The following is a 25,585-nucleotide window of genomic DNA, read 5'->3' on the forward strand; positions in this document are numbered from 1 at the left end:
GCCGCTTAGTGGATAAAGCATTTGAAAAGCTGAAAAACTCTAATTGACACTGGCCCAGTTTTAGGGGAAGCTTACAGACCCACTACAGAGTAGAAAATGGAGCGGCAAATATCAAAAGAAGATTATCGGTGCAAAAGAAGCAATTGAACAATATAAGCTTATCAAAAGCAGAATAGAAAAATCAATAATAAACTCTAACAGGAATCGATATTCTTTAGCTCTTATGTACCAGATCAATGAATTACAAATATATCCGGCCAAGTTGCTCCTTTCTTTAGAAGAATATGATTGTACTTCTCCATCAAATAAGCAAGCGGAAATGAACCATATCAGAAAATACGTTAACAGCTTTACCGATATCAGAAAGAATTTCGAGAAAGTATTTTCGGAAACCAGGATACTACCTAATACAGGGAATAATGATCTTATTTCTACTTTCCCACATCACCTGGCCAATGCTACGGTTAATGGCGATTGGATGTATCTCTTTGAACTTGCAATGAACCGTAAAATTTTGCAATGGATATCCCGATAGCCCCTAATAATCCGCTGTGTTTGCTCAAAAACAACTGGGAAAATCCGTGCCTTTCGGTATACAATCTACGGTACTTTCACACTTAACGCCTTCACTATGTCCGATAAGTTCCTTGTAATAAAGACGAATGCCACCACTATTACATTTTCGGGTATCATCAAATGCCGTGTAGCACTCGACACCGATGTGCCACCAATCTTTATTTCTGAAGCAAGCTGATCGTAGTACTTTTTTTGTTTTCAATATTGCCTGCCTTTTTGTTATTGGGTTTTTTATTGATACCCAATCCTTTGGGCGTATCAAAGTGTATATCAATATCCTCACTGATTCTGTCAATGATACCAAATCCATTAGACAAAGTTGTGCCGCCATTCAACTGAAATCCGTACCTCATCAGTGTGAGTCCATGAAGTGAATCATAACCCAACGGTCATCAAAAATATCCGTACTAAGAGGAAAAAACTCAACATAAATACAGAAGTCCTCATTTTGGAGAGGATTGTAAGCAACTCATTTTCATCGCGCCAGGAACGGTCAAATAGAATCTAAGGCAGGCTTTTCACCGAAACAATACCTGGGGGAATTGAAACAGGATTTGATACACTTGACATTTTTTTTATTATCTTTAGCTATTAAAGTATGGTGCCAAAAGATCAACGAATATGCCAAAAGATTTATCCTATATTACTCAATTGCTAAAGCAGTTGAGAGATGGAGATGAAAAAGTTTTTCGTCTAATCTTTGATTATTATAAAGCACCTTTCTACGCCGCGGCTTATAAAATGACGCGTTCTGCGGATATTGCTGAGGAGATTACTCAGGAAGTTTTCGTGAACCTTTGGTTAAAAAAGGAGCTGATAGCTGCGGCTGAAAAACCGAATGCCTATATATTTGCCATCCTCCATAACGGTATCTACTCCCATTTTAGAAAACTCGCTCAGGAACGTCAATTGAAATTAAAATTTGAGCAGGAAATAGAAAATAACGAAAACTCAATCGAAATCCTATTGGATGAAAAGGAAAACAGAGACAAGCTGGAAAATATAATCAACCGACTGCCACCTCAACAAAAACTGATCTACAAATTAGCCAAGCAGAAAAATATGAATAGAAATGAAATCGCCAGGCAACTAAATATTTCTCCTAATACCGTTAGAAACCACTTATCTTCTGCAGTCGAATTTGTTCGAACCTGTTTAAGAAAAGAGTTTCTAACCATAATATGGATTGCTATCCTGATACAACGATAACTTTTTTATCACTCTACTAGTACATTTTGACCTACTCTTTCATCTTTACTATGAGAGGGATAATAATTTAAAAAATCAACATAAGAACTTCAAAGAACAAACTATCCTATTTATTAGAGGTTTACTCTAATGGTAAAGCGACTACAGAGGAAGAGCAGGATCTTTTTAAATGGGTAGCGCGTGGGGGGAATGACGTACTCATAAAAAGGCATATTGAAGAACTAGTTTCTCTGTATAATTCCGAGGAAGTGCTTCCAACGGTCGATTGGGAGCATCTTTACCAGAATATTATTGAAGAAAAAAATAGCCGAAATTCTCAGCCGATAGTACATAAAATAGCATGGGCTCGTTGGGCGGCCGCAGCGGCCATAGCTCTGTTATTGGGAACAGGACTTTATTTTTTTACTACGACCCAGAAAGAGCAAAGAGATTTGGTGGATATAAAAAAATCAAGGCAGAATGACATCGCGCCGCCGAATAGGATCAAAACAGTACTCACTTTAAGTAATGGGCAAGAGGTCATTTTAGATAGTACCGGCAATGGGATGTTTGCGACGCAGGGATCAGTGAATGTAATTAAGCTGTCGGATGGTCAAATTGCCTATAGTGGGACTAATAAGGAAATACAGTATAATACGCTGACCAATCCAAAAGGGAGCAAGGTTGTTAGTCTGATGTTGACTGACGGTACCAAGGTCTGGCTGAATACCGCAAGTTCGATAAGGTACCCGACGGCTTTTGTAGGAAAGGAAAGAAAGGTTGAACTAACCGGAGAGGCTTATTTGGAAGTGGCACATAATCCGGCTATGCCTTTTATCGTAAGTAAAGGAAACACAAGCATAAGAGTATTGGGAACTCATTTTAATGTGAATGCTTATGATGATGAAAGTTCCTTGAATGTTACGTTGTTAGAAGGAAGCGTGAGCGTTACATCCAAAGGTAGCAAGCAAGGTATAGTAATAAAACCGGGTGAACAGGCGCAGGTAAGTAAAAACGGCTCAATTGGACTTCTCAATTCCGTTGACCTAAATGAGGCGACAGCGTGGAAGAATGAGGTATTTTCTTTCGATGGGGCTGACATTGAGAGTATTATGCGACAGATATCCCGATGGTATGATGTGGAAGTGGTTTTTGAAAAGAATATGCGCGTGTCAGAGAAATTTTATGCTGAAGTTTCAATGAGTACCAGTATCTCAAATATATTGAAAATGCTGGAAACAACGAAGGCTGTACGCTTTAAAATTGAAGGGAAAACGATTATTGTGATGCCGCCGATTTCGCCCTAAAATCCTTATTTATCAGAAAGGAAATTAAAACGATTATCAAGATTAGCTTAAGAAAAAAGCCAGATCCTCTGGAACAGGAACTGGCTGGGCGTTTGAGCTAACTCAATAGTTATAAAACAATTGGTACTGTCTTACTATTTCATCAACACAAACAAAACAAAGTTATGCTAAAAACTTTTTACCGATCGTTTTTTTTTCAAAGGCGATCTGTAACCAAAATTCTGGGGATTATGAATATCACGGCCATTCTCGTTCTCGTATGCTGCCTCCAGGTTAATGCACGCGTTAATTCCCAAGGAATAACACTTCATGTGAGGAATGTGCCCTTGCAAAAAGTTTTTCAGGAGATTAAAAAACAAACTGGTTATACATTTATGTACACTGAAACTATGCTGAAGAAGGCAAACAGAGTAAGTATAGCAGTAAAAAATTCTTCTCTTGATGAGACTTTGGCCATCTGTTTTACCGGCCAGCCATTTACTTACAAAATTATTAATCGGACTGTAGTGGTTCAGCCAACAGAGAAAGAAAAGGTCCATCAAGATATAAAGCATACAATTAATGTGACTCCATCGCCGCCCCCGCCAGTTAAAATTTCTGGGAAAGTAGTCAATTCACAGGGAATGCCTTTGCAAAATGCATCAGTAATTATATCAGAAACTAAAATAGGGACTACCACGGATAATGAAGGTCGTTTTACATTAACCGCCCCGGATAATAAGAATATTGTTCTGGAAATTTCCAGCGTTGGATATCAAACGGTTAAGGTGAATGTCGGAAAAGAGACAGAAATTAAAGTTACGTTAAACCAGGATATCTCAGGGTTGGAGGACATAGTGGTTGTTGGATATGGAACGCAGAAGAAAGAAAATCTTACTGGTTCAGTCACCCAAATTGATGTATCATCGCTGGGAAACAGACCCACGTCTGATGTGGCGACTCTTTTACAAGGTGTTGTTGCCGGGTTAAACATAAATTCCCCGATCGGGGGAGAGCTCGGGGCGGAACAAGCTATTAATATACGGGGAATAGGTTCTCTTTCTGGTAACAGCAGTCCTTATATATTAGTAGATGGAGTTCCGATGGATTTGAGTGCAATCGATCCGAATCAGGTTGAGAGTGTAACAGTATTAAAAGATGCAGCAGCATCTGCTATATACGGCTCAAGGGCGGCATTCGGAGTAATTCTAATTACCACTAAGAATGGAAAGAAAAATAAAAAGCCCGTAATAGAATATTCGGGGAACTATGGATGGCAGACACCTATCGACTTGCCCAAATCCCCAAACTCGCTAGACTTTGCGAATGCGATAAATTATTCTTCTCAAAATTCCGGAGCCAGCGCAGTTTTCCCACAAGAAACTATTGATAGAATAATTAAGTTTCAAAAGGACCCTACGAACACGCCAAATATGATACCTATTCCTGGTATGGATGTATGGCCGGGAACAGGTAATTTGGGGCAAGGTTATTCAAATGCAAATACCGATTGGAGCAAGGTCTTTTTTAAAAATCGTTCTGCCAGACAAAGTCATAACCTTGCCATAACGGGCGGAGGAGCACATTCGAGTTATTATATCGGCACAGGTATGCTGAAACAAGATGGACTTTTCAACTTTGTCAATACAGGATACACCAGATACAATTTCACTGCAAATATCGAGGTCAGTCCGACAACCTGGTTATCAACGGCAATAATGACCAAGTACATGCTCTCCGACTATGCATATCCTGTCGGAACCAGTACTAATCCACCAAGTCCGGGCGATATAAAGGGAGGAATTAACAATGGCAACGGCGCCTGGCCTACCTATCCTGTTTATAATCCAAGCGGAGATATAGCGTTCAATCGCCTCAAGGTGATGGTTCAAGGGGGAGAAGATTTAAGACGTAAGAACCAATTAATTATTTCCCCTGAGGTGAAAATCAAGTTTACAAAAAACTGGAAGCTAACTGCAAATTTTGATTATCATTCAACTAATGGCAGACAATTATATACAACCCGACAATTATTTGATATAGCGCCTAGTGGGAAATCAATTCCCATGACGTGGAGAAAGTTTTCTCAAGTATATCGATATTTATCAAATGACGAATATCTTTCAACTAATATTTTTTCTGACTTTACTAAACAGCTAGGCGACTTCTCTTTCAAGGCAATGGTCGGGTTCCAGGCTGAAAAATATAAGTCGGAAGCATTAAATGGGTGGAAAATGAATCTTATTTCACCCGACGTTACAGCCATCAACGCCGCAACGGGCAATTACGGAGTTGGCGACGCACTTTCTCAGTGGGCTACTGAAGGTTATTTCGGACGCATAAACTTTAGCTATAAAAATAAGTACCTTTTAGAGACTAATGGAAGGTACGATGGTTCTTCCCGGTTTGCGGCCGCCGACCGTTGGGGATTATTCCCATCGGCCTCATTAGGCTACATCATATCAAAAGAAAATTTTTGGAAGCCTTTACTGAATGTAGTTGATTTTCTTAAATTAAGAGTATCATACGGATCCTTGGGAAATCAGAATGTTCCGGGAAATTTAAGCTATATTTTAGTGCCGACGTATGCGAATCTAAACTACATTTTCGACGGCATGAGGCCAGCATATGCAACCGCACCAGGATTGGGTAGTTCGGGCCTGACATGGGAGTCTATTAGAACTAAAAACCTCGGAATTGATATTACAGCTTTACAAAGCCGACTCAGTTTAACCGCTGACATTTTTGACCGGAAAACACTAAATATGTTCGGACCCGGTGAAGCGATTCCAAATTTACTCGGAACCAGCGCCCCGCGAAAAAATAATGCTACTTTAGGCACCAAGGGTATAGAAATTTCAGCAGGATGGCGCCAAACATTAAATAATTTCAATTACGGTTTTACACTCAACTATTCAGATAATAAGTCAGTCGTTCTCGAATATAATAATCCTACCAAGATTCTGACTACATTTTATGAGGGTATGACAATAGGAGAATTATGGGGTTTTAAAAGTGTGGGCCTCTTCCAAAATGCTGAAGAAATTAATAATTCCGCGAGTCAAAAACAACTTTTCGGGAAATGGAGCGAGGGAGATGTCAGATATACCGACATAAATGGAGATGGCAAAATTACATATGGTAAAAATACCGCCACTGATCCTGGAGATCAGGTAATAATTGGCAATAGCCAACCCAGAAAGGCTATAGGACTAAGTGCATTTGCAGGCTATAAAGGATTTGATTTCAAAATTTTCTTTCAGGGAATACTTCAAAGAGATGTCTATTTGAACGATATTATACTCTTTGGATTTAGTTATCAAGGTATTAGTCATACAGGTTTAAGAGATTATCAGATGGATTATTGGACTCCAAATAACACGAATGCCTACTATCCAAAACCATATGAAACGAATGAAAATCTAAAGAATCAACTTGTTCAGACAAGATATCTTTTAAACGCCCATTATTTAAGATTAAAAAATCTCCAGATAGGATATAATCTTTCAGACAGGTTACTGAGTAAAATGCACTTCCAGAAATTAAGGCTGTATCTAAGTGGGGAAAACCTTCTAACCTTTTCAGGCCTCCCAAATGGAATTGATCCGGAAAGTACTTATACTCCCAGAACATCAGAGAAATCACCAGATCCCTTTTATAAATCAATAACGTTTGGTATTCAGATCTCACTTTAAATTAAAAAAGTTATGAAAAATATTATTTGTTTACTTGGGCTGGTTTTTATATTTGGTTGCAGTAAAGAATTCTTGAATAAACCACCCTTAGATCAAGTTACTGACGGAGCCTTTTTTACTGTACCTGAAAACCTCAAGACATACATGAATCACTTCTATCCTGTATTCTATTCTTATAAGGGTAGAGGTAGGGGAATATATAGTTTTGATTTTAATAGTGACAACATGGCCAGAGAGATACCCGATTCCAGATTAGCTGGATTGCTTGTACCCCCGAACGATGCCGGCAGAAGTCACTATGACGAAACATGGTACACGAAATTCGATGTAGCTTATAACTTTGATTGGATTAGGGACGTAAATATTTTTTTAGCTAAGTATACTTTGGCCAAAGGCTCGTGGGACGAAATAAAACAATATGTTGGAGAAGCCCGCTTTTTTAGAGCCTATTTATATTTTGATTTGCTAAAGTCTTATGGGGATGTGCCATGGATTAGTAAACCATTAACACCGGAATCTAAAGAATTATATTCCCCACGAATTTCCAGAAGTATTATTGCGGATTCAATCCTTAACGACTGCGATAGTGCTATCCAATACTTATACAAGAAAGGAAGTGTGAGTGCATCAAGACTAAACAAAGAGATAGCCCTGCTATTAAAATCACGCGTTGCTCTTTATGAAGGTACTTGGGAAAAATATCATAAAGGTTCGGCTTTTGGCGTTGAAAAATCCAGGGAGAATGAGTACTTGAGAATCGCTGCAGAAGCTGCAAAACAACTTATAGATATGCACAGTTACCGCATATACAATTCGGGACATCCAAATGAAGACTACCAAGTTCTATTTAATCAGATTGATTTTTCAGGTAATCCGGAGATAATGCTCTGGAAACGCTATTCGATCAGTTTAGACTTGTTAAATAATTCACAGATGGGATTAATAGCCCAGGACGCATGGCTAGGTTACGGTGGGGTCACTAAGTGGCTTACTGAAACTTATCTTTGTACAGATGGATTGCCGATTTCAGTTTCGTCCTTGTATCGTGGCGATCACACGTTGGAAAACGTAGTAACAAATAGGGATCCGAGGCTGGGACAAACAATATTTAAACCCGGAGATGCCATAGAAATCAAACCAGGCAACGATACTGCTCAAGTTTTTACAAAACCTACTTTTAATATTACTTTTAATAGCAGGACCGGATATAGATTAAAGAAAGGTCTGGACCCACATAATTCATTGCCCGGGAATAACAGAGGAGAATACGCCCAAGTATTATTTAGATACGCAGAATGTTTATTAAATTATGCGGAGGCAAAAGCCGAATTGGGGACTGTTACACAGAAGGATATTGATGAAACGATCAATGTGCTTCGAGATCGGGTCAACATGCCACATTTAGAAATAAATAATATTACCGCTGATCCCGATTGGAGGTTCCCTACCCTCTCTCCTATAATAAATGAAGTTAGAAGGGAACGAAGAGTAGAACTCGCATGTGAAGGTTTCCGTATGGATGATTTAATGAGGATGGCCGCTGCCGGTTTGTTTATCGGCAAAAAGCCCCAGGGAGTATTTTATCACCCATCGGATTATCCAACCGTCAAAGTGGGCAAAGATATATTTGTAGATAACCAGGGATATGTCGATATCTACCAGAAAATTCTACCCACTGGCTTTCGTTTTAACCCCGGACGCGACTATTTATTGCCCATTCCAATTAATGAGTTAACCTTGAATGCTGCGCTTAAGCAAAACCCGGGTTGGTAATTTGTATTTTGAATTCTGAGTTCTTTAATAAAGAATTAAAATGTTGAAATCGATTGTCAGTATTTTATTTGTAGGGCTTACCCTGTTGCCCACCAGCCTATTTAGTCAAGTGGCTGAAAAGGAACATATAAACATTATATTAATTGTGGCTGATGATTTGGGATATGGGGATTTGAGCTGTTATGGTTCTCGTGATATATCTACCCCGAATATTGATCAACTTGCAGGCGAGGGAGTACGTTTTACCAATTTTTACTCGAATAGTTCTGAATGTACTCCGACCAGAGCAGCTCTGCTTACCGGAAGATATCAGCAAAGAATAGGAGGACTTGAGTGTGCGATAGGACTTAACGGTATTGGGAGATATCCAGACGCAGCAAGGCTTAACAATCTTCATCAGCTTGGCCTACCAGTCAAATATAATGCCCTGCCGTCTATACTAACTTCAGCAGGATATAATAAGGCCATCATCGGGAAATGGCACTTAGGATATGAGCCTGAGTTTAGGCCTTTAGCCCAAGGGTTTGATTACGCAGTAGGCCCATTAGGTGGAGGAGTAGATTATTTTATGCATACTATTCCGGAAGGAATATTTATGGGGCACTGGGAAGCTGCGAAACACGACCTCTCCAGAAATGGCACTGAAATATATCCCGATGGGTATTATTTAACAGACTTTTTGACGGATAATGCTGTGAGCTGGCTAAACAATCAGAAAAAGGAAAGGCCTTTCTTTTTGTATCTCCCATATACGGCCCCTCATCAGCCGAACCAGGGCCCAGGCGACTTTACAGGTAAGAGCCTAACCGCCGAAATGTTTGGGGCAAAGGGGTTTTCAAAAGAAGGATATGTCGCCAATGTTGAAGAGTTGGACAGGGGAGTTGGCGAGATCGTGAAAAAAGTGAAACAGAAAAATATGGAAAATAATACTATAATTATATTTTTTTCCGATAACGGGCCTGCCCCCCCGGGAAGTGCGATGCCGTTTCGTGGCCACAAGGGGCAGATGTTTGAAGGAGGTATCCGGGTACCGTGTATTATAAAATGGCCCGGACATATCAAGGCGGGCACTGTAAGCGATCAAGTATCAATCAGTATGGATCTGACCGCGTCGATTGCAAGAATATCACATTCATCACCTCCAGAAGCCCTGCCGTTTGACGGTGTGGATATTATTAAAGATATAGAGAATAACAGACCCGTTTATCCCCGAACGTTATTTTGGAGACTGCAACGTTCACCAATGATAAGAAAAGCGGTTCGGGATAACTATATGAAATATGTTATCGACATCAACGAGAAAAATAAGACATCGGAAGAATATCTTTTTGATTTGAAGAAAGATCCAGGAGAGAAAGAAAATTTAAAAGACAAACTTCCTGAAGAATTATCAAAGATCAAAAGAAAGCTGATAGATTGGGAAGAAATGGTAAAACCGGTTAGATAAACAGCCGTTAATTTTCCTGGTCGTTTTAAAAAAGGTCGCAATTAGTCTTTTCTTACGCGCGTAAACATTATCGATAAAAAACCGGATCAGTTACTCTTAATCTTGGATTTGGACATTTGAGAGTGTTAATCACCATCGACGCGAACAAAATAACCAGATAATAGATGTAATAATGCTGTTAGGATTAATTATATACTAAAATAGATAATTATGCGGACAATAAACTTAGTAATTGGGATCCATATAATTGGATTTTTAATTCTGTTTGGATTGAGTTCTTGTACCAGTTCAAAAACAACCAAAGTTATATTACCTATAAATGATTCTATTGAGGGTTGGATGCCGGGTGCCATAAGACCCTCTTTGAGGCCCGAATTTTCGTATTCGTCTCGACAGGGGTATAAAAACGAAGGCAATTTTATCATTTCGATGGGGAATAAGTCCGGTTTACAGGGCTATTGGGCGAAAACTTTTAAAGTGAAAAGTGACCGGTACTATCGTTTTACGGCATTCAAAAAAACCAAGGATGTCAAAAACTCCGTTAAAAGCGCTTTTGTAACTATTGAATGGAGAGATAGCGAGGGTAAAAGCGTTGAAGTGGATAGCTCAGTACACCTTTTAGGCTCCTCCACTTTTGACGATGGGAAAGTATCCCGATGGGCAAGTATCATTAAATACGAATTTCCGAGCGATCAGGCGGATAAGGTAGATGGCTGGACAAAGGTTTCTAATGTTTATAAAGTTCCATCCAGGGCAACGCAAGCGGTTGTGCGACTATATTTAATGTGGGCTCCGCGTGGTTTAGTAAAATGGTCAGGTATAACATTCTCTGAGACCGACATGCCGCCGAAGAATATAGTCCGTATTGCCACTGTTCAATATGGACCCGTAGATACCATCGCAAAGACAACACAAGGTGCTATCTCTCTTTTTGAGCCAATGATTAAGGAGGCATCACAAAAAAAGGCAAAAATTATTTGTCTTCCTGAGTTCCTCACATCAAAGTTTTCCTCGGTAGGTTTCGTCCAGTCAGCGCATCCGATTCCGGGGCCGGATTCCAAATATTTGGGCGAGCTCGCAAAAAAATATAGCATTTATATCGTAGCGGGACTAATTGAATCTCAAGCGGAACAAATATTTAACACCGCTGTGTTAATTGGCCCAGACGGGACTTTAATAGGAAAATATAGGAAAGTAGCTATCCCTACAGATGAATATTTAACCCTAGGAATCTCTCCCGGGAATGAGTACCCTGTATTTCAGACTTCATTTGGGAAAATTGGAATGATGATATGTTGGGATGGGCAATACCCATCAATAGCACGAAGATTAAGAGACAAAGGGGCAGAAATTATCTTCCTACCCGTCGCAGGAATCAACCCGAAGCTTATCAGTGCAAGCGCAATAGTAAATCAGGTTTATATAGTATCAAGCACTTTTAGCACCATGAAAAACTGGATACGCTCCGGGATATTTGATTATGAGGGAAACATGATTGCATCGGGAAAATATAAAGGAGAAGTGGTTATCGCAGATGTGGATCTTAACTCCCCTAAACTCTGGGTACATATCGGTGATCTTAGGGAAAAAACTGTCCGACAACGACCAGACCCCGAGTGAGATGTATTATACATATAATACACACCTTATATATGATACCAGAGTTTGTTTAAAGGGGCCCCGGCTATTTTTCCAGACATTCTTATTCTTTATTAATACCTTATTTGAATACCTGAATTGTCTGATGTTATAGCGCTAAATTTTCTAAACTCTTTTCATATCAAATTCGCACCAGGACATGTAAAATATTCTGCAAGAATGTAACGAAATATTAATTCATAATAAAGATCAAAATAAATAAACAATTAGCCTAAGTATTCCAAATGAAAAAAAGAAATAATCCTTCACGACGCGACTTTCTAAGGACATCAATTCTTTCAGCCGGAGGTATAGCGACCTTTGGGGTCATTAAGATTCCAACAGAACTAACGGCGCGTGATGAGACTGTAACGGGCAAGACTACTTCTTTACGATTCCTGGGAAATATAGATAAAGGAAGCCAACAGGATTGGTTACAGACGGCACGCGTTTTTCTTTTGGATGCCTATCAACCCCCCATAGTACCCCATCTTCAATATGACGCACCCGCGTGGGCCGAAATGATGTCGGAGATGAATGTGAATGTGATTCGTTTTGGAACTATGGGCAAATATGCTACAGTACAGGGCGTTCGTTTTAGCACGGCCCCTGATCAGGGAAAACGTGATTTACTACAGGAAACGATAGACGCATGTCGGCCTAAAGGTATTGAAGTGCTTCCTTATATTTCGACGGGCCATAAGCTGGCCTGGTCCATGGTAACCAAGGATTATCCGGAATATGGGCAGAAAACTACGCCTGGTGGTCTTCCCGGTCGGGATCATATGTATGTCGGGGAAGATATGGGTACAGTTTGTTGGCAGACACCATACAAAGAAGCGTGGTTCGATTATGTGGCACATATAGTCAGGGATTATAATATTAACGGCATGTATTTTGACACTTTCTTTCCTTTTTATTTCTGGAAGGGTAAAAAGGTATGTTATTGTGACTGGTGCAAGAAAGGATTCTACGATGCCAGAGGACTTCACATTCCCTATAAGGAAAATGAAAGTGATTATTCAAAGGGAGAGCTTGAGATTATTGACAAATATCATGACTGGTACACCGAAAGATTTATGACCGAAGTTGTACAGAAAGTTCGACCATTAGTAAAGTCATACAAAGATGTTCCGCTGATGTCCAATATCAATGATCCGCAAAAAATGGCTTCAACCGACTCCCGGGTTCTGAAAGTTATGGATGCATTCTTATACGAGCGCGGAAAATCCATGTTGGAGCGCGCTGAAGCGATAGGAGTGCCTAGATCCACCGGGTTATATATTTGGCCCTACGTCGGGTCGTATCATAACTGGCCGCGGCTGGCCTTCCAGGGGTTTAACTACCAGCAGGAAATTTTTATCAATTTGATGTTTGGCGCAGGTTCTATAGTTGCCCAGCCCACAGGATATATTAACGATACCGAAAATAGAAAATACGTCAGCTACCCTTTTAGTATTATAAAAAAGTACAATGATGTTTTTAAAGGATTACGTAATTATCCGTATATAGGTGTTTTATTTTCATACAACAGCCCGACAGAATATGTGAGAAAGGGGTGGCACACCGGAGTTACCGATGCCCGTACTTCAGGATTGGGTGCATTTTCGGCTTACCTCCATAATCATCTTCAAGTAAGTTCGATTAGTGAATTTGTGCTGGATGATCCGGAAGAGCTTAAAAGGTATCCGGTACTATGTCTTGCAAACGTACCCTTTCTTAGTAGCGAAAGAATAAAAAACATTAAGAACTATGTAAAAAATGGAGGACACTTAATTTTAAGTGATGCGACTACTTTGTATAATGAGCAAGGAGAACGTCAATCAGCTTTCGGGCTGGAAGAATTAATGAGCGTCAAGCCCGTGGAACCAAAAGGAGAGTTATTGGAGATAATGAACAACTACACGTCAATGACGGGAGGTCCCAATGATCTGTATCTGTTACCTCGAACAAATAATACCAGTAAAAAAATCTTTAGCGAGAAATGGCAGGGTAAATTATTCCCCTTATGGTATTATCAACCTGTAAAGGCATTGGAAGGAGGAGAAACGATAATGGATATTGTTACCGGATATAATAGAAAGACAATTCTCCCGGGGGTTGTTTTATCAAGGTTTGGAAAGGGAAAAGTTCTCTACTGTGCTTCATCTTTGGAGGCTTTCTATAATCATGACAAACCTAAAATTATAGGCGAATTATTAGTAAAGTTTGTGAGAATCCTTTCTGATGAAACTCCGCCCTACACGTTAAATGCCCCAAATGGTTTATTCGTCAATCTTACCCATAAAAGAAATCTTTTAGTCTTGCATCTGACAAATTGGACGGGCAATAAGTATGAAGAGAGCTTAATGAACGAGTACTACCTCCCTCCAGTAGAAAATGTATCTCTAAAACTACGCATCCCGAAGGGGAAAGAAATTAAAAATATATCTACATTAATAGAAACCAACTATAATAAAAAGGTCTCTGGGAAAGACCTGGAAATATTTTTCCCCAGGATTGAATCTTATCAGGCGGTCGTTATTGAACTGTATTAGTATTAACAAGGTACTGTCAATTTTGTAAATGCGGCTATAGCCACAAAATGGCGAAAACTGAACCACCAAATTATTTTACACTTAATCCGAGAATTATGAATAAAAATACAGTTAAACTTTTGGGAACAACGTTAGATAATATACATAAAATTAACTTTTAATCAATAAAAAATGGGAAGTCTTAAGGGAAAAAATGCCTTGATAACAGGGACCTCACAGGGGATAGGCGAAGCTATATCAAAAGAACTTATTGAGAAAGGATGCAACGTTTGTCTGCACTATTTTAGTGCTCAGGAAAATCCAGAGAAACTTAAAAAGCTAGCAGAAGCGAAGGGAAGTAAGGCACTTTGTATTAAAGCCGATTTAACGGTTGAGGAAGAAGTAATAAAGTTCATTAAACAAGCAACAGCTTACCTCAGGTCCTTTGACATTCTTGTAAACAATGCCGGCTCTTTGGTCGAGCGTCGCTCAATTCGTGACATTGACACCAAATATTGGCAGAAAGTCGTAAATCTCAATATGACTACTTTAATGTTGGTTACAAGAGAACTTCTACCCTATTTGAATACGAATGAGGGTAGCAGTATTATAAATATTTCATCTTTGGCAGGGAGAAAGGGCGGTCACCCCGGATCACTTGCTTATTCATCAGCGAAGGGCGCAGTATTGACCTGGACCCGGCATCTTTCAAATGAACTGGCTCCTCAAGGTATTCGGGTAAATGCCGTTACCCCCGGCTTTATTGAAGGGACACGTTTCCACGAAAAATTCACTTCACAGGAATCTGCTCTTAAAACCATCCAGGGAATTCCTCTTGGACGTTCGGGTATGCCCGAAGACATAGCTCGTACTGTATCTTTTTTAGCATCGGAATATGACGGATTTATCACCGGTGCGACCATTGATGTAAATGGTGGAGTCTATTGCATGTAAACCCGGTATTTTAATCCCCACAAGTCAGCATCATTAAAATACCCTTCCAGTTGGGTTTATGGTTAGGCCCAAAAGATTGGTTATTGAATTTCGAAAGAATTTAAAGAATGAATTCCGAAAGGAAAGCTGTGGGCTCACTGCCAGCTTAAATATAGTATAATCCATTTTATTTTAGACTTATTTTAATGATACAAGATATCATCCGTTCAAGTAATAGAAACTCTCCAAAGACTCGCTGGTTAATGCTGTCATTTGCGTTGGTAGCTACAATACTGAACTATATTGACCGATTAGCATTTAATTACTTAAGCGCTGATGGCGCTCTTCGAAAGTTAATCTCTGATGAAGCTTTTGGCTATATTGGTACTGCCTTTTTTATGGGCTATATGATTTCCAATTTTGTTTCAGGCTTCGTAATCGATAAACTCGGCACAAGACTAGGGTATTCTTTAACGATGGCTTTCTGGACCACAGCATCCCTTTTACAAGCATTTGCAACTCTACCCTTACATTTTGGAATATTCAGAACTTTATTGGGCATTGGGGAAGCTGGAAACTGGCCCGCCGGCATAAAGCTAGCGACTGAATGGTTTCCCCCTGAAGAACGTTCCACAGCTACCGGGATATTTAATAGTGGTGCTGCAATGGGAGCTATAATCGCCCCCCCATTAGTAATCTGGCTTGGAAGTGCTTATGGCTGGCGGGAAGCTTTCATTGCCATTGGCGTCTTAGGCTATATTTGGCTAGCAATATTCTGGTTCATCTATTATACACCTGAGCATTCATTGAAAGAATCAAAGGCGAGGATTATAGCACCCTGGAAATTAATGAAAATACGTTTTGTATCCTGGTTCACACTCTCCAAAATATTTATCGACCCCATCTGGTATTTTATCTCATTTTGGATTGGCCGTTATCTTGTAGATGTCCATGGTTGGGGGCTGAAGGAAATAGGATGGTTTGTGATACTTCCATTCGTTGTAGCCGACATAGGAAACATATTAGGAGGATTGTTTACTCAATATATTATTAAAAAAGGAATGCCCGTGCCAAAGGCAAGAAAAGTATCTGTTGGCATATTTGGTTCATTAATGGGTCTCTCGCTAATTATAGGACCCTTACTGATTAGTTCTACAGCTTCTGCTCTTGTTGTTTTTTCCCTCGCAGGATTCGGATATGCAGCATATACATCAAATTCAATGGCCTTCCCGGGGGATGTTGTTCCACAAAGTGCAACCGCATCAGTTTGGGGAATTGCAAGCGCGGGAGCTGGCTTTGGAGGTATGATTTTTCAATCAATCTCCGGTATCACTGTCAAGAATCTTTCCGCCGCTTATAATTATTCGACAGCATATAATGCGATGTTTATTGGTTATGGGATTTCGGCGCTAATAGGGCTTGCAATTGTATTATTCTTAATGGGGCCGATTACCAAAAACAAGGAATTGCACGAATATGTAAACCATGAATTTTTGAAATCTGAGCCAGCTTAGTCACTTAAGCTTATAACCATATTAATAAAAACGTTATGAAAAAAAATGCAAATGTTACCGAGAATAAAAAGTCAATTTGTCTAATAATTATTTTATTAATTATTAGTTTTGAACAACCAGTATTCTCTGCGCCACTTAAAGATACTATTCCGCCAAATATTATTCTGATAATTTCTGATGACCAGGGCTGCAATGATTTAGGCGCTTATGGAAGAAAAGATATTCAGACACCTACGCTGGATAAATTGGCTGCGGATGGGGTGCGCTTAACCAGCTTTTATGTAACCGGTTCAACTTGTACCCCTTCCAGAAGTGGGCTACTCACTGGAAGATATCCTCAGAGGAATGGCACTTATGAACTTTTTCGGAACAATGAAGTCAATTATGGACACAGATATACCGAATATGAATATAGTGTTTCCCCGGAAAGAGTATTGGGTACTGATCTTAGGGAAGTCTTTATTTCTCAAGTATTGAAAAGCGCCGGGTACATAAATGGATACGTTGGCAAATGGGATTTAGGGCAATTAAAAAGGTTTCTGCCTTTACAACGAGGGTTTGATTATTATTACGGCTTTGCAACTACCGGGATTGACTATTTTACGCATGAGCGATATGGCGTACCACAAATGCTTGACGGGAATACGCCTACAACAAAGGATAAAGGAGTGTATTCCACATATTTGTTTGAAAGGGAAGCTATTAGTTTCTTAAATAAAAATAAGAATTCCAAGAAACCTTTCTTTCTTTATTTATCCTTCAATGCCCCACATGTTGCATCTACCCTTGATTCCATAGAAGTACAAGCGCCTGAGGAATATCTTCAAAAATATCCAAAAGGAACTACAAAAGCTGAAAATGATCGTAGAAAGTACATGGCTGCCGTAACCTGTATGGATGATGCCATTAAGAATATTTTGCAAGTATTAAAGGAAAGTGGTAAAGAAGATAATACGCTGGTGATCTTTCTATCCGATAATGGAGGATCTAAGGGCGCTAATAATTCTCCATACAGAGGCGGAAAAACTTACTTCTTCGAAGGCGGAACGAGGATGCCTTGTATCATTAAATGGCCTGGATATATTAAACCAGGAACAGTAAATGATGGTTTTTTAACCTCGCTCGAACTTTTCCCTACTATAGTCTCCGCAGCAGGGGCACAATTGCCACACTCAGTTATTTATGACGGATTTAATATGTTACCCTTTTTGGAAGGAAAGGTGGATCATTCAGCAAGACGAAAAATGTTTTGGGAAGCTCGTGGAGATCATGCCGCCAGAATCGATAATTGGAAATTAGTCGTATCAAAACGAGGTGGGGGACTATTTGATTTATCAAATGATATAAGTGAGAAGAATGACTTATCAAGTAAACACCCCAGAGTCTTAAAAATGGTCAAATCAGAATTTGAAAAATGGAAAAAGGAAATGGAAGATGCTTCGCCTCGTGGGCCATTTAAAAATTTTTAGCCATAAAGTAATCACCAAATATTTTTTATCTACAGCAACAAAATATGATACCTCAATGGAAAAATGACGACGAGCTTTTTTCAATGACTCGCAAAGAACTCTTTACAGCCGTAATTGGGGATGTTATGGATAAACTTGGCTTACAACATCAGTTTTTGTCACCTCAGTTACAAGCCTTGCGAAATGATATGTTTGTTGTGGGAAGGGCTATGACTGTCTTAGAAGCAGATGTTTTTGAAGAGTGTGGGAGTAATCATAACCCCCTATTGAAGCAGCCTTTTGGCTTAATGTTAGAAGCTTTAGACGATCTAAAGAAAAACGAAGTTTACATCTGTACCGGTTCTTCACCTAGATATGCACTTTGGGGTGAGCTCATGAGTACTCGTGCGTTAAAGTTAGGTGCAGTTGGTGCCGTTGTTGATGGATATTCAAGAGACACGAACGGAATTCTGCAACTGAATTTTCCAACTTTTTCGAGAGGCCGCTATGCGCAGGATCAGGGACCAAGAGGAAAAGTGCTTGATTTCAGGATCGCTATAGAAATGGAAGGGGTAAAAATCAGAACAGGTGATATTGTAGTAGGCGACATAGATGGTGTGTGTATAGTTCCTAAAGAAGCTGAACAGGATGTCTTTCGCTTAGCCATTGAAAAGGCAAGAGGCGAAAAGTTGGTGCAGCAAAAAATTTTAGAGGGCATGGGTGCGAAAAAAGCCTTTGATACGTATGGAATCATCTAATAGGATAATGCTCCCCTCTATCGGCTAATATAAAAATCAAGTCATTATTTGACGCAATGAGATCGACACAATGAAAATTACCAAAATAAGCACGGCAATTGTTGAAGCCAACTTTCAGTGGACATATGTTCGTATATACACCGATCTCCAGGGAGGACTTTATGGCACAGGGGAATGTTTTTTTGCACCAGGTATTCAATATATTATTCAGGAATTTTCGTCTATATTAATAGGGGAAGATTTTAGAAATATAGGTAAGTTGATTGAGAAAATGAGTTGGGCTGCTTCGGGGGCTGGGTCCACCGGCGGTATCATTATTAATGCAATTACGGGCATTGAAGCTGCACTTTTTGATTTAAATGGTAAATATGCCGGCATACCGGTATATCAATTCTTCGGCGGGAAATTCAGAGATGATGTTCGCATTTATCTTGACTGCCATGCAGGAAATTCTTTAGAGGCTTTAGACACCTTACTTCAACCCCATAAACCGAAATGGGACCGAAGCTCACACCATATCGCAGAGACCATGGAATCGATACTTGATTCAGCGCCGGAAAGAGCAGTAGCCATGGCGAACCTCGGATATGATGCCTTAAAATTTGATTTGGATATTCCAAGTTCTTCTTTCGATTCACCTACCGGATATTCCTTGTCAAAAAAAGAAATTGATTGGATGATTGAACTCATTCACCGGGTACGAGACGCCGTTGACGATAAAACTGACCTTGCTTTTGATGCTCATTGGAGATACAGAGCACATGAAATTATTGAAGTATCTAAAGCTGCAGAAAACTGTCATCTATTATGGCTGGAAGACCCGTGCCCGCCCTCTGATTTCGAAGGATTGAAGTATCTACGTAATCATAGTCATACTCCCATAGGCACAGGAGAGAATCTTCAGCTTATGAACGGTTTTCAGCAGCTTATCGAAAAAAATCTGGCTGATGTAATTACACCGGATTTACAAAAGGTAGGCGGATTGCTGGAAGGAAAAAAAATTGCGGATTTAGCTCATGCATATAATAAGCCATTTGCTCCGCACATGATTGGCAGCCCAATAGCATTGATGGCGAGTTGTCATTTATCCGTTGCCGTTTCTAACTTCCTGGTATGTGAGTTTCATGCGCATGATGTTCCATTTTTCCACGAACTGGTAAACGATAGCGCAGAATGGTTTAATAAGGGCAGAGTAACACCTTTGGAAAGGCCAGGCTTTGGCATTGAACTCAATGAAAAAATTGTAGCAAAATACTTATGCGATAATTCAAAATTATTCGCATAAAAAAATTCTGTACTAATTTTACAACAGTTAAATAAAATTTTTATGGAAGTACAACAGCCCGTTTGCGAACATATCAGGAAAATAAAGTCACTAAAACAACCCAAAGAATTGGTTTGTGAAGAATGTATCAAAACGCATAGCGAATGGGTTCATCTGCGAACCTGCCAGACTTGCGGGGTTACATTATGTTGCGATGCTTCGCCACATAAACACATGACGAAACATCACAATCATACGCAGCATCCGGTGATAATCTCCGCCGAACCGGGCGAAAAATGGCTTTGGTGTTATGTGGACAAGGTATTTTCGGAATATGAGTAAAGAAACTTTTAATGAAAATACCGGAAGAACTTAATCAATCTTCCAGCATTTCTCTGTCCCAGTTTGCCAAATCAGCACCTGCAACATATGTGCTCTGCAAAAATTCAAGCAATTTTGTTTCAGCATCTTTTGCTTGCTGCACAGCCGAATAAGGTAAAATAAACTCTCTGAAAGTAGCGTTGTAATATGCCTCCGAAGGCTGCACTTTTGCAATCCAATATCCTTCGGGTTCAGGATATAAATAACAGTAGAACACTGCCTCAGCAAGCCCTTCGCCTCCTGTCCAGAAACCACAACTACTTACTTCGCGGCAATAGGCCTCTTCCGCGACCCAGTCGGGCATGCCTGGAATTCCCCCCGGATGTTTTGGCGCTCTCCTCCCAGAAAAAAAAGATAACGCTAAATCAAAACCTCCCCAGAAAAAATGAATCGGGCTGCACTTTCCTTTAAATGTACTTCGAAACTTCATAAACACATCCTGTATTCTCAACAAGGCATTGTGAAAAGCAGCCACCTGCTCATTTACATAACTTTTATGAATCACATCTTTTTCAAAAAGGACCGGATCCGCTATTTCTGAAGGGATCGAATCTATTTTTACATCAATTTTTAAATCACCAAGCAATTTGAAAATCTTTCTATAAAAATCAGCAACAGAAATTCCGTGCAGGCCAAATTGACGAAGTTCGCCCTTGCTTGTTTTTATTTTTAATTGATGTTCGATAAAATTGAAATCAATTTGAAAATTCTGATCTTTGTAAGGCATGGTTTGGGTTGTCAAACCGTAAGGCACGATATGTAAAGTAACATGCCATGAATGATTGACCCATGGAAGGATTGCCAATTTTATTTTCCCCACAATCTGTGTAAACATGTGTAATGTGTCGTACGTTGCTTTGCCTTTTTGATAGGAAAGGACAGGCCATTGTTGTTGCATCTTTTTAGATTTAGATTTAGATTATTACACAATTAATTCAATTAAACAAAAGCAACATTCATTTATATCCGGGATAATAATTATCTGAGAGGACTTCTGGCAACTTCTTTTCTTTTAGCCGCTGTGCTTCTGCCGTGAACAATTTTGAGTAGTTATAAAACCGTTTGTTCATTTAAATCATGAAAGCTTAGTTTAAATTTCTGTATTCATTCGGCGACTGACCTACACGCTGCTTGAATAATCGGCTAAAATGCTGGGTATATTTGAAACCTAAATCATACGCAACTTCGCTGGCAGTTTTGCCGGGTTCAAAAAGTTTCTCTTTTGCTAAGTCAATTACTTTGTCTTGTATATGCTCCTGAGCCGATTTGCCTGTTTCTTTTTTAACCAAATCCCCAAAATAGTTTGCCGAAAGATGCAGTTCCTCTGCACAATAACTTACAGTTGGCAATCCGATAGTGTGTGGTTTATCTGTATAGAAATAGTTGTTTAGTAGTTGCTCAAATTGCTCAATCACACCTTTGTTCACCTTGTCTCTGGTAATGAATTGCCTGTCATAAAAACGAATGCAGTGATTTAAAAACAATTCAATAGTAGATACAATAAGCATTTTACTGTGTTTGTCCACCGCATGACTTAATTCAAATTCAACCTTTTTAAAAAGGTCTAAAACAATCTGCCGTTCATAGTCCGATAAATGAAGCGCCTCATTCACCTCATAAGAAAAAAAAGTGTAGTTGCTCATGTGTCTGCCAAGCGTTGTGCCGTGTATCAGGTCGGGATGAAAAACTAAGGCAAGACCTTGCGGTTGATAATATTTCCCGGGATCGTTAGAGCCAATCGCCTGTCCGGGTGCAAGAAATATCAGCGTTCCTTCTTCGTAGTCATAGTAGTCGCATCCGTACCGAAGATCACCACATTTTATCTCTTTCAAAAACACGGTATAAAAATTATAACTCATTCGCCGTGCTTCCCGTGGTTCTGCCTTTGAAAGGTCAACCACACTCACAAGCGGGTGCAACGTTTCATTTTTGTTAAAGGCGTTGTATTGACCAATGGCTGTAAACTTCAAGATCTCTTCCATGTGCCTGTCTTTTAAAAAGTTGATATACAAATTTACGGCTCCTCTGATAGGTAAAAAAATACCAGAAGGACAATCAGTGATTTTGGTACAGAATACCGTGATGCATATACATGTCAACATCTTTTTTGTGCTGAACTTTGCATGGTCAAATTAGATAAACAAAATCTTTAAATATGAGAAACGTGTTTCTTTATTTGGCGATTAGCCCTGCTCAAAAGGGAGGTACCGTATGGCTGTAAAAAGTAACCGATGAAGAATATTATGGCAAAAACCCATCCGATAAAAAAGATTAGTGTCAAAACAGCACGTAAAATGAATACTACCCGGCTTTATTAGAACAAGGCACTGATTGAAAAATGTTGTTATGAGAAAAATAAAATGGTTTGTTCTGTTATCGCTTTTCCTGGTTCAATTTGTTTTCGTAAGCAAAATAAACGCTCAAGATAGTATGCAAACCAATCAGGTATTAGATGCCAGGCAACTGGCCATCATCACTATTTCTGCCTACACGGCCAAAGGAGATTTGGTACAATTGCAAAAAGCATTCGAGCGTGGGTTGGATGCAGGGTTAACCATCAACCAAATCAAAGAAGCCCTTGTGCATCTCTATGCCTATTGCGGATTTCCCCGCAGCATCCGGGGCCTGCAAACTTTTATGGAAGTGTTAAACGAACGCAAAGCAAAAGGCATTGCTGATAATGCAGGCAAGGAAGCATCGGCCATAAAAGAAGATAAGAATAAATATGAGAGAGGCAAGAAGATTTTGGGTGAACTAACAAAAATCCCACAGCCCGATACGCTTACAGGCTATTCGGCATTTGCTCCTGTAATAGACACTTTTTTGAAAGAACATCTGTTTGCAGACATTTTTGAAAGGGATGTTTTAAACTATGCTGAAAGGGAATTGGTAACGGTTTCCGTAATCTGTGCAATTGGCAATGCAGAACCTATGCTTCGTTCACATCTGACCATTTGCCTCAATGTGGGTTTGACTCCGGAGCAATTACAACAATTCGTGAACATCATTAAATCATCTATAGGGAAAAAGGAAGCAATAGCAGCCCAAACCGTATTGGATGGAGTGCTTAAAAACAGAGGATAACATTAAAATTATAGTAAAATGAAGCAGATAACATTAATTCTAATAGCAATTTTTATGACAACAAGTATTATATCTTCAGCACAAACCAAAAATCCCTTTGGTTTGATCTATGGCGATGCCATTACGGAAAATGTAAAGGGGAAAGTGAATATCCACCCAGTAGCTTACAAGCTGAACGGGATTGATATAGCTGCGAATGTTTATACACCTGCGGATTATGACCCGTCAAAGAAATACCGGACAATTGTAGTAGCGCATCCCAATGGCGGTGTAAAAGAACAAGTAGCCGGTTTATACGCGCAGCGCTTGGCAGAAGCGGGTTATATAACCATTACTGCGGATGCAGCATATCAGGGAGCAAGCGGCGGACAGCCTCGCAATGTGGACAAGCCTCAAAACCGTGTTGAGGATATACATGGAATGGCTGATTTTATTTCCGGGTATAAAGGAGTTGATATGGCAAGGCTTGGGGTACTTGGTATTTGCGGTGGTGGTGGCTATACCTTAAAAGCGGCCCAATCTGATAAACGCTTTAAAGCCGTTGCCACATTAAGCATGTTTAACTCAGGAGAAGTAAGACGTAATGGATTTATGAACTCGCAGGTTGCAACTATCCAGGAAAGATTGAAAAAGGCCTCGGATGCACGTGCACAGGAAGCAGCAGGAGGTAAAGTTTTATATGCTTTCCCCGATGCACCGCCTTTGACGGATGAGCAAATTTCAAAAATGCCATTTGACTTATACAGGGAAGGTACTATCTATTACGGCAAAACACACAAGCACCCAAATTCAAGTGGAAATTATACTTTAAGCAGTCTGTTTGATTTAATGACTTGGGATGCAACCGACCAAATTGAACTGATTAACCAGCCACTACTAATGATTGCAGGCAGCAAAGCCGATTCAAAATATATGACTGATGAAGCATTTAGTAAGGCAACCAATGCAAAAAATAAGGAATTATTTCTAATTGAAGGAGCTACGCATATACAAACCTACTGGAAACCGGAATATGTATCGCAAGCTGTAAATAAATTGCTTGGATTTTATAAATCAAACCTATAAGCTCAAAGGTGATGAAAAATAATTTTTGGTATATCCTGCCACTTGTAGTTGTCTTTTTTACTGCGTGCAAAAACCATCAAAAAATGGAAAAAGCAAACCAGCAAAACAAGCTTGTGTTTCCGCAAGGAGAAAAAATTACCAATTCAAATTTCACAGGAACAGCCTACCTGCAATTGCTGATGGATGCTGATAGTCTGAACGCCATATCCGTTGGAAATGTAACTTTTGAACCGGGTGCCAGGAGCAAATGGCACACACATCCTGCAGGGCAAATACTATTGGTAATCGACGGCATAGGTTATTATCAAGAGAAAGGGAAACCCAAAAAAATATTGCGCAAAGGAGATGCTATCAAGTGTCCGCCCAATGTCCCACATTGGCATGGAGCGAGTGCCGAGACGGCTTTTGTACAGATAGCAATTACCGGAAGAGAAAAAGGTGAAACTGTTTGGCTGGATGCCGTAACTGATGAAGAATACAATAAATAAAAGTAACACCATTTATCTGTAAATGTTTCCCTTTAACGACGTGGGCTCAAAATAATTCCTGAACGTAGAAGTAATAATTTCCAACCAATAAAAAACCGGAAACATTAGCTGTTTCCGGTTGGGTAGTCCCGACAAGAATCGAACTTGTATCTAAAGTTTAGGAAACTTCTATTCTATCCATTGAACTACGGGACCAAAAAAAAATCTAATTAAAGATCTGAAAACTATTCTATCCCCGCCCGAACGTACCGTTCGGTACGCCCGCCCGGACGATGCGTCCGATTCGGACGGGGGCGGGCATTGAACTACGGGACCAAAAAAGAACTTTAACCACCGCCTAACGAGTTGCTGGTTATCGCTCCCAAAAGGGCGACAAAGATAATAAAATACCGCATTCCCCCCTCGTTTTTTAAGTGAATTTAAAAGGTGTACAGACAGCAAAGTCCCTCCAGTATTTGTTTAACCTCTCCCCTCTCCACTTATAACGAAACAAGCCGCCCAATGGGCGGCTTGTTATAATAAGCTTTAAAA

20 protein-coding genes and 1 tRNA gene are annotated in these 25,585 nt (G+C 39.7%); 17 read left to right on the forward strand and 4 right to left on the reverse strand.

Annotated features, from left to right (window positions below; genetic code table 11):
• The first annotated feature begins 319 nt into the window (after positions 1 to 319).
• Entirely contained in the window at positions 320 to 535 is a 216-nt protein-coding gene (locus AC3WS5_RS00005; RefSeq protein WP_492465129.1) for a hypothetical protein, read from the forward strand.
• A gap of 199 nt (positions 536 to 734) precedes the next feature.
• On the opposite strand, the gene AC3WS5_RS00010 is transcribed toward AC3WS5_RS00005, so the two are convergent.
• The gene (locus AC3WS5_RS00010) at positions 735 to 929 is read right to left on the reverse strand and encodes a nucleotidyl transferase AbiEii/AbiGii toxin family protein (RefSeq protein ID WP_492465130.1); all 195 of its coding nucleotides are present in this window, start codon (positions 927 to 929) and stop codon (positions 735 to 737) included.
• A gap of 268 nt (positions 930 to 1,197) precedes the next feature.
• Here AC3WS5_RS00010 and AC3WS5_RS00015 point away from each other — a divergent pair, with 268 nt between their 5' ends.
• The 13 genes from AC3WS5_RS00015 to AC3WS5_RS00075 all read left to right on the forward strand — a co-directional run bounded on the left by AC3WS5_RS00015 (position 1,198) and on the right by AC3WS5_RS00075 (position 20,378).
• A complete protein-coding gene (locus tag AC3WS5_RS00015) occupies positions 1,198 to 1,785 on the forward strand; it encodes an RNA polymerase sigma factor (protein WP_492465131.1) in 588 nt (195 codons plus the stop codon).
• 248 nt (positions 1,786 to 2,033) lie between these two features.
• Entirely contained in the window at positions 2,034 to 3,071 is a 1,038-nt protein-coding gene (locus AC3WS5_RS00020; protein WP_492465132.1) for a FecR family protein, read from the forward strand.
• A gap of 230 nt (positions 3,072 to 3,301) precedes the next feature.
• Positions 3,302 to 6,745: a TonB-dependent receptor gene (locus AC3WS5_RS00025; protein ID WP_492465133.1), complete on the forward strand. Its 3,444-nt coding sequence runs from the start codon at positions 3,302 to 3,304 to the stop codon at positions 6,743 to 6,745.
• Between the two features lie 12 nt (positions 6,746 to 6,757).
• Positions 6,758 to 8,518, forward strand: a complete 1,761-nt coding sequence (locus AC3WS5_RS00030; RefSeq protein WP_492465134.1) for a RagB/SusD family nutrient uptake outer membrane protein — start codon at positions 6,758 to 6,760, stop codon at positions 8,516 to 8,518.
• 40 nt (positions 8,519 to 8,558) lie between these two features.
• Positions 8,559 to 9,965, forward strand: a complete 1,407-nt coding sequence (locus AC3WS5_RS00035) for a sulfatase-like hydrolase/transferase (RefSeq protein ID WP_492465135.1) — start codon at positions 8,559 to 8,561, stop codon at positions 9,963 to 9,965.
• Positions 9,966 to 10,175: 210 nt separating this feature from the next.
• Positions 10,176 to 11,585, forward strand: a complete 1,410-nt coding sequence (locus AC3WS5_RS00040; RefSeq protein WP_492465136.1) for a carbon-nitrogen hydrolase family protein — start codon at positions 10,176 to 10,178, stop codon at positions 11,583 to 11,585.
• A 263-nt stretch (positions 11,586 to 11,848) separates the two neighbouring features.
• Entirely contained in the window at positions 11,849 to 14,140 is a 2,292-nt protein-coding gene (locus AC3WS5_RS00045) for an alpha-amylase family protein (protein ID WP_492465137.1), read from the forward strand.
• A gap of 171 nt (positions 14,141 to 14,311) precedes the next feature.
• Positions 14,312 to 15,073 (forward strand): SDR family NAD(P)-dependent oxidoreductase, encoded by a 762-nt coding sequence (locus tag AC3WS5_RS00050; RefSeq protein ID WP_492465138.1) that lies wholly within the window; start codon positions 14,312 to 14,314, stop codon positions 15,071 to 15,073.
• A 185-nt stretch (positions 15,074 to 15,258) separates the two neighbouring features.
• Positions 15,259 to 16,566, forward strand: a complete 1,308-nt coding sequence (locus AC3WS5_RS00055) for an MFS transporter (RefSeq protein ID WP_492465139.1) — start codon at positions 15,259 to 15,261, stop codon at positions 16,564 to 16,566.
• 35 nt (positions 16,567 to 16,601) lie between these two features.
• Positions 16,602 to 18,035, forward strand: coding sequence for a sulfatase family protein (locus AC3WS5_RS00060; RefSeq protein ID WP_492465140.1), 1,434 nt, complete (start codon positions 16,602 to 16,604; stop codon positions 18,033 to 18,035).
• Between the two features lie 44 nt (positions 18,036 to 18,079).
• Entirely contained in the window at positions 18,080 to 18,772 is a 693-nt protein-coding gene (locus tag AC3WS5_RS00065) for an RraA family protein (RefSeq protein ID WP_492465141.1), read from the forward strand.
• Positions 18,773 to 18,842: 70 nt separating this feature from the next.
• Positions 18,843 to 20,057 (forward strand): mandelate racemase/muconate lactonizing enzyme family protein, encoded by a 1,215-nt coding sequence (locus tag AC3WS5_RS00070; protein WP_492465142.1) that lies wholly within the window; start codon positions 18,843 to 18,845, stop codon positions 20,055 to 20,057.
• A 42-nt stretch (positions 20,058 to 20,099) separates the two neighbouring features.
• Complete coding sequence (locus tag AC3WS5_RS00075; RefSeq protein WP_492465143.1) at positions 20,100 to 20,378, forward strand: UBP-type zinc finger domain-containing protein; 279 nt, start codon at positions 20,100 to 20,102, stop codon at positions 20,376 to 20,378.
• 34 nt (positions 20,379 to 20,412) lie between these two features.
• Here AC3WS5_RS00075 and AC3WS5_RS00080 read toward each other — a convergent pair whose 3' ends face one another.
• The gene (locus tag AC3WS5_RS00080; RefSeq protein ID WP_492465144.1) at positions 20,413 to 21,315 is read right to left on the reverse strand and encodes a DUF5996 family protein; all 903 of its coding nucleotides are present in this window, start codon (positions 21,313 to 21,315) and stop codon (positions 20,413 to 20,415) included.
• A 187-nt stretch (positions 21,316 to 21,502) separates the two neighbouring features.
• The gene (locus tag AC3WS5_RS00085) at positions 21,503 to 22,399 is read right to left on the reverse strand and encodes a helix-turn-helix domain-containing protein (protein WP_492465145.1); all 897 of its coding nucleotides are present in this window, start codon (positions 22,397 to 22,399) and stop codon (positions 21,503 to 21,505) included.
• Between the two features lie 364 nt (positions 22,400 to 22,763).
• Here AC3WS5_RS00085 and AC3WS5_RS00090 point away from each other — a divergent pair, with 364 nt between their 5' ends.
• The 3 genes from AC3WS5_RS00090 (at position 22,764) to AC3WS5_RS00100 (ending at position 25,054) form a co-directional block, all read left to right on the forward strand.
• Positions 22,764 to 23,501 (forward strand): carboxymuconolactone decarboxylase family protein, encoded by a 738-nt coding sequence (locus AC3WS5_RS00090; protein WP_492465146.1) that lies wholly within the window; start codon positions 22,764 to 22,766, stop codon positions 23,499 to 23,501.
• A gap of 18 nt (positions 23,502 to 23,519) precedes the next feature.
• Positions 23,520 to 24,566, forward strand: a complete 1,047-nt coding sequence (locus AC3WS5_RS00095) for an alpha/beta hydrolase (RefSeq protein WP_492465147.1) — start codon at positions 23,520 to 23,522, stop codon at positions 24,564 to 24,566.
• Between the two features lie 83 nt (positions 24,567 to 24,649).
• Positions 24,650 to 25,054 (forward strand): cupin domain-containing protein, encoded by a 405-nt coding sequence (locus tag AC3WS5_RS00100; protein ID WP_492465148.1) that lies wholly within the window; start codon positions 24,650 to 24,652, stop codon positions 25,052 to 25,054.
• A gap of 123 nt (positions 25,055 to 25,177) precedes the next feature.
• Here AC3WS5_RS00100 and AC3WS5_RS00105 read toward each other — a convergent pair.
• Positions 25,178 to 25,249 (reverse strand) — tRNA-Arg (locus AC3WS5_RS00105).
• Between the last annotated feature and the right edge of the window lie 336 nt (positions 25,250 to 25,585).

The sequence above is a fragment of the Niabella sp. CPT15-335-S11 genome, assembly GCF_058792415.1.